The organism is Coprococcus sp. RTP21204st1_G4_RTP21204_210225 (assembly GCF_040915385.1).
Lineage (GTDB): Bacteria > Bacillota > Clostridia > Lachnospirales > Lachnospiraceae > Allocoprococcus > Allocoprococcus comes.
Window position 1 is genome coordinate 1 of the sequence record NZ_JBCPDP010000010.1, and the last position, 11,244, is coordinate 11,244.

The 11,244-nt window shown below is 38.6% G+C and carries 11 protein-coding genes, 1 tRNA gene and 1 pseudogene; 10 read left to right on the forward strand and 3 right to left on the reverse strand.

From position 1 onward, the window contains the following. Window positions 1–44 precede the first annotated feature (44 nt). From AB5213_RS10410 to AB5213_RS10420, 3 genes are all read right to left on the reverse strand, one after another. On the reverse strand, window positions 45–308 hold the full coding sequence (locus AB5213_RS10410) for a hypothetical protein (RefSeq protein ID WP_368276666.1): 264 nt from the start codon (window positions 306–308) through the stop codon (window positions 45–47). Between the two features lie 512 nt (window positions 309–820). Then, window positions 821–1,369 (reverse strand): SRPBCC family protein, encoded by a 549-nt coding sequence (locus tag AB5213_RS10415; protein WP_178616191.1) that lies wholly within the window; start codon window positions 1,367–1,369, stop codon window positions 821–823. 37 nt (window positions 1,370–1,406) lie between these two features. Then, window positions 1,407–2,018 carry a class I SAM-dependent methyltransferase gene (locus tag AB5213_RS10420; protein ID WP_349123180.1) on the reverse strand — a complete coding sequence of 204 codons (612 nt, stop codon included), beginning with the start codon at window positions 2,016–2,018 and terminating at the stop codon, window positions 1,407–1,409. A gap of 634 nt (window positions 2,019–2,652) precedes the next feature. Here AB5213_RS10420 and AB5213_RS10425 point away from each other — a divergent pair. The 10 genes and pseudogenes from AB5213_RS10425 to AB5213_RS10470 all read left to right on the forward strand — a co-directional run bounded on the left by AB5213_RS10425 (window position 2,653) and on the right by AB5213_RS10470 (window position 11,188). Next, window positions 2,653–3,126, forward strand: coding sequence for a sigma factor-like helix-turn-helix DNA-binding protein (locus AB5213_RS10425; protein WP_349123181.1), 474 nt, complete (start codon window positions 2,653–2,655; stop codon window positions 3,124–3,126). A gap of 242 nt (window positions 3,127–3,368) precedes the next feature. Next, window positions 3,369–3,551: a hypothetical protein gene (locus AB5213_RS10430; protein ID WP_349123182.1), complete on the forward strand. Its 183-nt coding sequence runs from the start codon at window positions 3,369–3,371 to the stop codon at window positions 3,549–3,551. Window positions 3,552–3,704: 153 nt separating this feature from the next. Next, window positions 3,705–4,070: a type II toxin-antitoxin system PemK/MazF family toxin gene (locus AB5213_RS10435; protein ID WP_349123183.1), complete on the forward strand. Its 366-nt coding sequence runs from the start codon at window positions 3,705–3,707 to the stop codon at window positions 4,068–4,070. A 56-nt stretch (window positions 4,071–4,126) separates the two neighbouring features. Then, window positions 4,127–4,393, forward strand: a complete 267-nt coding sequence (locus AB5213_RS10440; protein WP_119221745.1) for a DUF6870 family protein — start codon at window positions 4,127–4,129, stop codon at window positions 4,391–4,393. Between the two features lie 138 nt (window positions 4,394–4,531). Next, window positions 4,532–6,169 (forward strand): recombinase family protein, encoded by a 1,638-nt coding sequence (locus AB5213_RS10445; protein WP_368276667.1) that lies wholly within the window; start codon window positions 4,532–4,534, stop codon window positions 6,167–6,169. Beyond that, window positions 6,169–7,899: a recombinase family protein gene (locus tag AB5213_RS10450; protein WP_349123186.1), complete on the forward strand. Its 1,731-nt coding sequence runs from the start codon at window positions 6,169–6,171 to the stop codon at window positions 7,897–7,899. The genes AB5213_RS10445 and AB5213_RS10450 overlap by 1 nt, the downstream gene beginning before the upstream one ends. Then, entirely contained in the window at window positions 7,878–9,485 is a 1,608-nt protein-coding gene (locus AB5213_RS10455; protein ID WP_368276668.1) for a recombinase family protein, read from the forward strand. The genes AB5213_RS10450 and AB5213_RS10455 overlap by 22 nt, the downstream gene beginning before the upstream one ends. Before the next feature lie 31 nt (window positions 9,486–9,516). Further along, window positions 9,517–10,383, forward strand: a pseudogene (gene eno / locus AB5213_RS10460) (phosphopyruvate hydratase); the annotation flags it as partial. Window positions 10,384–10,536: 153 nt separating this feature from the next. After that, window positions 10,537–10,980 carry a GNAT family N-acetyltransferase gene (locus tag AB5213_RS10465; protein WP_342999599.1) on the forward strand — a complete coding sequence of 148 codons (444 nt, stop codon included), beginning with the start codon at window positions 10,537–10,539 and terminating at the stop codon, window positions 10,978–10,980. Window positions 10,981–11,117: 137 nt separating this feature from the next. Further along, a tRNA-Gln gene (locus AB5213_RS10470) sits at window positions 11,118–11,188 on the forward strand. Window positions 11,189–11,244: the final 56 nt, after the last annotated feature.

An 11,244-nucleotide genomic window follows, 5' to 3' on the forward strand; every position in this document is an offset into this window, starting at 1 on the left:
CATAAAATAAACCTCCAAACTGAGTAATTCTATCTTACATCAGTTTAGAGGTTTACACAAACTTTGGGATACTCCCACCGTGTTAGATTCAGATGTTTCTGTAATTCTGTTAATGCATCTAGGTCAATAGATGTTTTATCATCTGAATAATACCATGTAATCACCAGACGGTCATTATACACATATATCTTATCTACAAAATATTCAAGCACCTGATTTCGTGTATCTTCATCGTCAAAATCTGCTTTCGCATACATTACAAAATATTTCTTTATACTGTTTTTATCTTCAACAAGTGCCTGTTTCAACTTTTCAGTTTCAATGGCTTCTTCAATGCCCGTCTTTTTGTTCTCTACACAAACAAAAGAGTTCAACGAAATCTTGAGGTGCTTACACCACTGGAATTCCATGAACAAAAACTAAAAAACGTTGCATAAATAACCCGGTACATAAACTGTACCGGGGAAGAAAAAATTTTCGTTATTTAATTTGTCTACTTGACGGGTAGCACACCAAAACACTAGCTTTTTCTGGCTGCAGTTTTCCAAAAAAGTGCAACCAAAAATGCAACCTTCTCAAAAAATGCAACCAAAAGTGCAACCCATATTTGGCAACTGCCCAATGGGCAGTGCCAAGAATGTTAATTATGGGATTTTAAATTAAGATATACATGAAAAAAGAGAACAGCTTTCGCCATTCTTTTTTCTACAAACTGGAATTTGAATGTTGCAAAGGTGTCTTTTCCATTTGGTTCCTTGCTGATTTTTCAATCTCTGCTACTCGCATGAACTTACCTAACCTATACTGAGCTGTTTGCAATTCATTTGCTCATTCTCTCCATCAAATCTTTCGGCGCATATTTCTTAACGTCTTTCGTCGGTATTCTTTCCGGATATTCTCCCTTGGATAGAATGTTCGAGAGATAGATATTGTCCAGCTTCATGTCATCCCTGATCAAATCCCAGTTACATTTCTTTTTATAGAAAACTTTGAAGATCAGGAAATTCATGATTGGGCCAATGATTGGCGCCTGCATTCCGAAACTTTCTATGTGCGTGAAGCTGCATCCTTCCGGAGTCCTTTGCCCTTCAAAAGTAATAATCGCTGTTTTTTTGTCACTTTCAAAGCTTATTTTGAAATGATCCTTATCTCGCTCGGATTCAATAATGGTGCCGGTGACATCATAGTCAAGTCCCATAACAATCTCAAAAAACCTGACCCTGTCTCCTTTATTGATGCCTTTATCGAACAGCTGGCATTCCAAGTGCAGTGGGCTCCATTTGACAAATTCCTCTTCAAAGTTGTCTGCCCAGGCATCTAACTTTTCAAAGGGCGCTGATATACTGACACTTTCTCTTAATGTGATCATATTTGATGGAATCCTTTCTCAAAAAACTGGAAATTGGCTATTTCGTTGCAACAATACTTATCCAATGATTTTTTGTATTTGAATACGTTTTTATCTCTGTAAAACCTGCTTCTTTCAAAGCAGCAATGAGTTGATTAGATGTGTAAATCTTCATACCATCAATCAACTTTGTCCATTTTTCATCTGCGTCATTCGTTCCGTCAGATTCGTTACAAATCAGGAATGTCCCTCCGTTTTTCAGAACTCGATTTACCTCAAAAAAACATTTTTTCAATCCCGGCCAAAAGTAAACTGTCTCAAAAGCAGAAACATAATCAAAAACCGCATCAGGAAAAGGGATAGCAGATACGTCACCTTGAACCACGCAACATTTCCCTTGTTTAATGGCGGCGGCGTTCAGTTTTTGAGATTCTGCCACACTGACTTTCGAATAATCCATTCCTGTCACATGTCCATTTCCGCATTTGCCCAACCAGGCTACAATATTTGCACCGCCTCCGCAACCAACATCCAGTACCGTAGCGTCCGGATTCACTGAGATATTTGAGAATCCCCATTGTGATAACTTGGCGTGACCGATGTTCATCATCTTCGTCATCAATTTTCCACCGAAGCCTTGTGGCTTACGAGTATTTTCAAAGAAGTTCATTACATTATTCCTCCTCTTTAAATTCCGATTTGTTAAATTCATATCCGCATTATAGCATAAAAATAACGACACTGTATATCACTTTCGTAACATACAATATCGTTACTTTTATTTTCTTCGATACACCAAACAAAACATATTCCTGTATACGATAATATCATATACAGAGTTCGACTTGTTCAGCTTTAGTGGGGAAAATGTAAAGTGAACTCCGCCTTTTGGCATAGGAATTGTTTTGTTAAATTAAATAATGAAACAGACAATAGTCATTTTGATAGAACATATTAACTATAAATAATCAGAATTTAAATAGTGAACTTTTTACACTGAAATATGTACGATTCTAATAATGACATGAACTTATGGGAACGTATTGCGGATACTTTGTGAACTTTATCCTGATACAATGATTATGCTGATGAAAGAAGGCATAGATAACTGAATACAAGAAAGAGACGAAAGTCTCAGTAGTTAAGAAAAAACTACTGGGGCTTTTTTTCGTGCCTGAATTTTTCAGCCAATAACTGCGGGCGTATCCCGGCAGGATAAAGGCGGAGCAGGCATGATCCTAAACAGAGGTCCGCCTTCTGGATTTGAAACGAGCAACAAGATTTCAAATTCAGGAGGAACGGACATGTATATTGAACACCCATATTTTTATGAAGGAAAGTATTACGCAAATATTGATGGAGAAATGATCGAGGTTACAAAAGAAGTTGCGTATGCGATGAACAATTTTTACAGAAGCAGCAAGGCAAAAAAAGTTGAGCTTAAGAACGAACTGGGTGAGGTCGTGGATAAGATGCTGCGGGAGGTACCTTACAGCGGTCAGTCCATTGATGGAGAAGGTTTCATGATTGAGGATTTTCCAGATCTGAACTGTGATGTGGAGCACTGTGTACTGACAAAAATGGAACAGCAGGATATTCACAAAGTGATCAATCAGCTGAACTCAGAGGAACGCATGATTATTTATGGCATTTTCTTTGAAAACAAGACACAGACACAGATGGCAGAGATTATGGGGATTTCCAGACAGATGCTGTCATACAAGCTGAAATCCACTCTTAATAAGATGCGTGAAATGTATATGAATAAATTTTTTTAAAAATTTTTCAAAATCTTTTGCATCTGCCAAAGTCATTTGACTTTAGTAATTAGAGGAAGTTAAAGGACTTCCTAAAATGAACCATGATAACTGAATATTCAATAATAACTGATGTGACATTTCATACAGTGAGCACGAGGAAGATGCCGCTATAGGATTATAAGACAAAACAAAGATTTTAGTTCAGTCCGTAATGCTGCGAAAAAGCACTGACCGAAGCCAGCTGGCAGGCTGGTGATGCGATGACGTGTATGAGATGCGATACACTTGCAGACCCTGAAAAGTCTGTAACTGGTAAACCTATGAACTGCTGGAGCCTGGAAACGAGAGTTTCCGGGTTGTGGTCCGGAGCGTGCATCCGGGCAGGTTATTATTCCCTTCCTGCATATGCGGGAGTAACGATTCGGGGTATCGAGGATAAATAGAATCGAGCGAGCACTGTTTAATAATCAAATTGGCTATAGAGGTTATGCGGCAGAGCTTTCCTTATTGGAAAGAAACTCTGCCGTATTCCTGTGGAGCCAATATAGCGCTATGGATGCTTTACAAATAAAAATAACAGATTGGAGAGAGGACAAATGAAAATCCGAAGAGGAGATATCTTATGGGCAGATCTCGGTATGTTCCCGACAACTTCGGTTCAGGGTGGAGTAAGACCGGTGATCGTAGTGAGCAATAATAAAGCCAATACATACAGTTCAGTCATAACGGTAGTTCCGCTGACATCAAGAATTTATAAGAAACGGTATTTGCCAACGCATGTATTTATCAGCAAATATGATATGACGGGAATCCGAAAAGGAAGCCTGGCATTGGCTGAACAGGTTATGAGCATTTCTACGAAATGTATTATTGAGAAATGCGGAAGAGTAAATAAGTGGAGCCTGGATCGGGTACTGAAAGCAGTACGGATTCAGATGGGAATGGAAGAGAAGACTACATAGCTGTTACGAATATTTATTTTCGATAATGGTAACTATAGGAAAAGGAGGCGATGTCCATGACAGCAGTTGAAAGATTAGAAGCGTTGAAAACGGTTGATATCAAAGAGATTGACCGAGATAGTTTGCCAAAGTACAAGGATTTGATTTCAGAGCTGGATAGCAGGAAAAGCAATAAGATGGAAGTGCTGCTTAATCACTCTGATAACCCGTATGTATATGAAGATATGGGCTATGTCGTAAAAAGTGTTTTTAATACAGCTGCTTCCCTTTCCTATATAGACTGTACAAAACAGCTTGTAGCAAAGAAAGCTGGATTGGCATAAGGAAATAACTGGAACAACAAAATTTCATATTCACACAGAAGACGAAGTGTGCTATAATGCTAACAGGACTAAATTTGAATAGAGCACTTCTATTTAAGGGTTCTGTTTTGGCAGAATCTTTGGATAGGAGTGTTTTTTATGCAAAAAAATATCTGGATAGCAGCCAAGTACCTTCGTCTTAGTATTGAGGACGGAGATAAGGCTGAAAGTGAATCTATTGTAAATCAGTCAATTTTGATTGATAACTATATGAAATCGACGTCTGATATTACTATTGTTGAGACATTTAAAGATGATGGTTTTTCGGGTACTGATTTTAAGCGTCCGGGTTTTCAGGCAATGCTCAAGGCAATCGAAAATAAGGAAATCAACTGTATCATTGTAAAAGACTTGTCTCGATTCGGTAGAGAGCATATAGATGTTGATCGGTATATTCAAAAAGTATTTCCACAACTGGGAGTACGATTTATAGCAATCAATGATAATTATGATTCTGAAACAGCAAACATTACTGATACGCATCTTGTATTACCGGTGAAATCCTTTGTTAATGACACGTATTGCAGACAGAATTCTCAAAAAGTAAGAAGCCACTTGAGTGCAAAAAGAAATATTGGAGAATATGTGGGAAATTACGTGTCATATGGGTATAAAAAGTGTGATGCTGATAAAAGTCAGATAGAAATTGATCCGGTTGCAGCAAAGCATGTAAGAGATATTTTTACCTGGAAGATGGAGGGCATGAGCAATCAGCTGATTGCAGATAAACTGAATGAACTGGGAGTTCTTGCACCGGCTGATTACAAACGTGCGACCGGAGTAAACTTCAAATCGTCATTTCAGACACATCTGACATCCAGGTGGTCAGCAGTAGCAATTATCCGTATCTTAAAGAATCCAATCTACTATGGAGTGCTTCAACAGGGAAAATCCCAAAGAATTAACTATAAAGTTAAGGTGCAGAGGGCATTACCAAAGGAAGAATGGGTAATTTTTGAAAATCATCATGAAGGCATCGTTACAAAAGAAGAATATGAAACAGTTCAGATGTTACTTGCGAAGGATACCAGGATAGCACCAGGAGAAAACAGACTTTATTTGTTTGGTGGGTTATTATCCTGTGGAGACTGTGGAAGTAATCTGATTCGGCGAACTAACAGTTATAAAGGAGAAAAGACAGTTTTTTATATCTGTTCTTCTTACAATAAAAAGAAGGATCAATGTTCCCGACATAGCATCAGAGAAGATGTGCTGATTCAGCTGGTGATGGATTCTTTGAAAATGTACAGTAAGATGACGGATGCCATACGAAATGCAGTGGAGTATTTGAAAGAAAATTCTTTGGATACACAGACGTTGATACAGCATGATGACCAGATACTTGAATTACGAAACAAAGTCAATAAATATTATAAGTTGTTACATTCATTATCGGGAAATCTTGCGTCAGGAGTTATTTCTAGGGATGATTACGCTTTGCTTAGAGAACGGTATCAGACAGAAATTAAAAGTCTGGAAAGCAATATTGAAAAGCAGGAAGAGTATATGGAAGATCTCCTTAAAAATAAACTGCTGTGCGAAGAATGGGTGAACACATTTCTTGAGAAACCGTCGTTGGGAGATCTTGACAGGGATATGCTTCTTCAGTATGTGGAAAAAATAAATGTATTTGAAGGGAAAAAAATAGAGATTGTTTACCGCTTTCAAGATGAACTGGTAACAGCTGCAAGACTGGCAGAACAGATTGGAAAAACAAAACAGGAGGTGGCTGTATAATGGCAAGAACAAAAAATCGCCAGATGAAACAGGCTGAAGCATTTGTGCAGGCATCACCGAAGAAAATCTGGAAAGCCGGTATTTATACCAGAATATCTGTAGATATCAATGGTGAGAAGAGAGAATCGCTGGAGACACAGAAACTGATCGCTCTTTCTTACGCAGAATCTCATCCGGATATTGAAGTTGTAAAGTTTTATAAGGATGACGGTATATCAGGTACGAAATTTGATCGAGATGACTTTGTGAGAATGCTTGGTGACATCAAAACAAAAGAAATAAATACGGTCATAGTAAAGGATTTATCACGATTTGGTCGAGATTTGGTAGAAGTATCAAAATACCTGGAAAAAATATTTCCATTTATGCAGGTGCGCTTTATATCAGTCAATGATAACTATGACAGTATCAGTCCAGAATGTGACAATCAGATGCTGGGAATCATGATATCGAATCTTGCAAATGATATGTACGCAAAAGATGCATCAGTAAAGATGACAAGTGCTATGAAAATTAAGATGGAGTCAGGTGAATATTGTGGTGGAGATGCTCCTTATGGGTATAAGAGAGCTAGAGATGAAAAAGGAAAATCTACTACTGTTCCCGATCCTTTAACTGCACCGTATGTAGTAGAAATATTTGAAAAACTTGCTGCAGGGCAGTCATATTTGAAAATTTCGAGAGAGTTTAATACCATGCTGCTGGCTTCGCCAAGGGTATACGCAAGAACTGGGAAGTTATTCTTGGATAGAATTGACGAAACGGATATGCATTGGCAATCATCTGTAATTAAACAGATTGCGGAAAATAGGCACTATTTGGGAAATACTTATTCACATAAAACAAGAACCTCACTTCTTACAAAAGAAAAAAATGTAATGCTGGATAAAGAAGAATGGATTGAACATGTGAATACCCATAAGGCTATAGTGAGTGATGAATTATTTGAAAAAGTACAAAATGTAATCAAATTAAAGCAGGAGAAAGCATTGCCCAAAAAAGATTTGTCGAATATGCAGACTCATGGAAAACAGGATAACAAGTATGTTGGATTGATATACTGTGGTGACTGTGGCGCTAATATGGTTCGGAGATACTATTACAGCGAAAAGAATGGTGTTTTGTATTATAATTACTATTTCATTTGTGGTAATTATGCAAAAATTTCCAAGGAAAAATATAACTGTAATCGCTGGAAAGAAGAAGTAATTGATGAACTGGTGTATCGGGCACTCATCATGCAGCTAAAAACAGTATGTGAATTAAAATCGCAACTGAAACGCTTTAATGATGAATATTTTGAGACATTCAAAAAATATTTGAACAGGGAACAGAGTAAGATTGTTCAGCTCAATAAAAGGAACGAAGCAAGACGATTTGAACTATATGAGCAATATGTTTCGGGCGAGATTGATACGAATGCATATAATCGTATGACAGAAAGAATAACCGTGGTCGAAAAAGATCTAGTTACAAGACAGAAAGAAATTGAGAGGAGTAGAAAAATTACAGAAAAATTGTGTAAAAAGAACTTCTCGTGGCTTGCTGAATTCAGTAAAGGAAAGAATTTGGAATTCCTTACAAAAGATGTTGTCCGTTCTTATATAAAGAAAATCTCTTTATATGAAGACAAACGTATAGAGATCGAATTTAAATTTCAAGATGAAATACAGGCGTTATCAGAAATTTTAGAGGAGGGGGTGATCAGATGTCAGATGGTAAGTGCATAGTAAAGTATTTAAGATTGTCGCTGGAAGATGAGGATATGCTGGATGAATCCAATAGTATTACCAATCAGAGAATTGTGATTGGGCAATACATAGCCAGTAAAAATGAGTTCAAAAATACGGAAGTGTTAGAATTCAAAGATGATGGCTATAGTGGAACGAATTTCGATCGCCCAGGATTCCAAAGTATGATGGAATTAGTAAGAGATGGAAAAGTCAGCACAATTATAGTGAAAGACCTTTCTCGATTCGGCAGGAATCATATAGAGGTTGACACATATCTGGAACAAATTTTTCCATTTATGAATGTGAGATTCATAGCGATCAATGATAATGTTGATAGTATGAAATATGAATCTGGTATGCCGGGAATAGATGTTGGTTTCAGAAATATTATTAACGAACATCATAGCATTGATACTTCCGTTAAAGTAAAAAGAACTTTGATACAGCGTCAGAAAGCTGGAAAATATATGGGAGCGAGAGCACCGTATGGATATTTGAAGCCTGATGAAGATGTGACCAGCCTCGTGATTAATCCGGAGACAGCGCCTGTTGTGAAGATGATATTTCAGAAATATCTTGATGGAATGAATATTACTCAGCTGGCACGTTACCTGAATGAGCAGAAAATTATGAGTCCAGGTCAATATAAAAGAGAAGTTCTGAAAACTGGTGTGAAGAAAACAACAGAAAAATATATCTGGTATCCGGTAACTGTAAGACTGATACTGATGACAGAAACGTATACGGGAACTACGATTGGCGGCAAGTGGAAAGTTGCTTCGGTAGGAAGTAATAAGCATTTGAAAACAAAAGAAGAAGACTGGATTGTGGTTGAGGGTACGCATGAAGCGATTGTTTCTAAAGAGGTGTTTGATGCTGTACAGGAAAAGTTGGAATTAAATTCCAGAAAGAGGAGCAAAACCCACAATAATAATTATTCGCTGAAAGGATTGGTAAAATGTGGGGGATGCGGTCAGAATCTACAGCATGTAACCAGATGCAATCCGCACTTTAAGTGCCCAAGGAAATTTAATGCGGCAAATCAAGATTGTGTAACAGACAATTTATATGATGACGAGTTCAATGAGATGATTTTCAGGGCAATAAAGCTGTTTGCAAAGATCAGTGATGATGCTGAACCGGTACTCGAATTACAGAAAGCAGAATTAAAATCAAAAGTGAATGGAGCTGCAAAAAAGATTCGGGATGCCAAAGACAGTATTAGCAGATACAAGCACCAGAAGACTGAACTATATATGCGATATGCAATGGAAGAAATCTCAGAAGAAGAGTTCACCAGAAAAAATGACAAGCTGGATAAACAAATTGAGAAAGAAACCTTAGCGATAGCGCAAATGGAGACAGAACAGAGTGAAGCGGCTGAACGTTTATTTGAACTTCCGCCCGATGGCAGACAGTGCCTGACAGACCTGATCGAAGGAAATAAGCAATTAACCAGAGAGATAGCAGTAACTTTTATTCGTGGTATCAAGGTATATAATGATAAGCGAATAGAAATTGAATGGAATTTTGCTGATGAGCTGGTGAAGTATGTAGAGCAGGTGCAGAAAATCTGCAGTTGAAGTGATGATGGACAAATTACAAAAATTTTGTGTCATTAGCTTGACACAAGGGGGACGGCATGCGGATAATTCCATTGATCTCCAGGAATTTATGATCATGCCGGTCGGAGCAGTCTGCTTTGAAGAAGGACTTCAGATGTGCGCCGAGATCTATAAGATGCTTCGGGCGATTCTGGAAAAGTACGATTATCCGACCGCAGTCGGGGATGAAGGTGGATTTGCACCTAATCTGCCGGATGCGAAAGAAGCACTACACATGATCATGCGTGCGATTGAAAAGGCAGGTTATAAACCGAAAGAGCAGATTGTGATCGCACTGGATGCGGCGGCGAGTGAGCTGTATGATAAAGAGAGAAAAGAGTATGTATTTCCGGGAGAGGCGAAGATGCACGGACATCGTGTGGCGCGATCGACGGAAGAGATGATTGATTACTATGAGGAGCTTGCAGGAGAATTTCCAATTATTTCCATTGAAGATCCGCTTGATGAAGAAGACTGGGAAGGTTGGGAGCTTCTGACGACGAGACTGGGACTGGATATGCAGCTTGTCGGGGATGACCTGTTTGTGACGAATGTGAAACGGCTGAACGCCGGCATTTTAAAGGAGATCGCTAATGCAATTTTGATCAAGGTGAATCAGATCGGGACTCTGACGGAAGCCATCGATGCGATCCAGATGGCGCAGAAGGCTGGTTATCAGGCAATTGTATCCCACCGGTCAGGAGAGACAGAGGATCCGTTTATTGCAGACCTTGCGGTGGCATTTAACACGGGACAGATCAAAACCGGAGCACCGTGCAGATCAGAACGGATCGCGAAGTATAATCAGCTTTTGAGGATTGAGGAGAAGCTGGGAAATATTGCCAGATATGAGAATCCATTTGTACGATTTTCATAAGATTTCCGGAAAACCCAGCCTTCGGGCAGGAGGTATTGAAAATAAAAGCAGTGCATGATATTATGCAGAGTATAAGAATGGGAAAAGGGATCACTTTCTAAGCGAACAGGGAGTGACCTCTTTTCGTGAGGATATTAAAAGGAGAACTGGAAAATGATCAGAAAAATAAAAGCAGAAGACAAAGAAATCTACATAAAAATGGCGCATGATTTTTACCGGATGCCAGCAGTGGATCATCCGGTTCCGGATTCTTATCTGGAAAAAACATTTGAAGAATGTCTGAAAAGTGATACCTATGCGGAACTGTTTATCCTGGAATGGGAAGGCAAGATCGCAGGCTATGGACTGATCGCCAAGACCTTTTCGCAGGAAGCAGGCGGGATGGTGTACTGGCTGGAAGAACTCTATATATTAGAAGAGTATCGTTCCAAAGGACTTGGAAGTGAGTATTTCAGATATATGGAAGAGCAAAAAGAAGAGGGTGTGACAAGATTCCGTCTGGAAGTAGAAAAGGAGAATGAAAGAGCCTGGAAGCTGTATAAGAGACAGGGCTATGACTGGCTGGAGTATGATCAGATGATAAAAGAATTTTGCTAGAAAAATGTCAGAAAAAAGAAGAAGAAGTACTTGAAATGACTTTCTTTAAAAAAATGTAAAAAAATGCTTGCATTTCCGTAAAGATTTGCTATAATAAATTTGTTCGCTGTTGAGAACCAGAGCGAACAAACAGATGATGCGGATTGGTGTAATGGCAGCACAGCAGACTCTGACTCTGTTAGTAGAGGTTCGAGTCCTCTATCCGTAGTTCCTTAATTGAATAAGGATTTAGCCGGACAGTTAGTTGTCCGGTACGGTTATCGG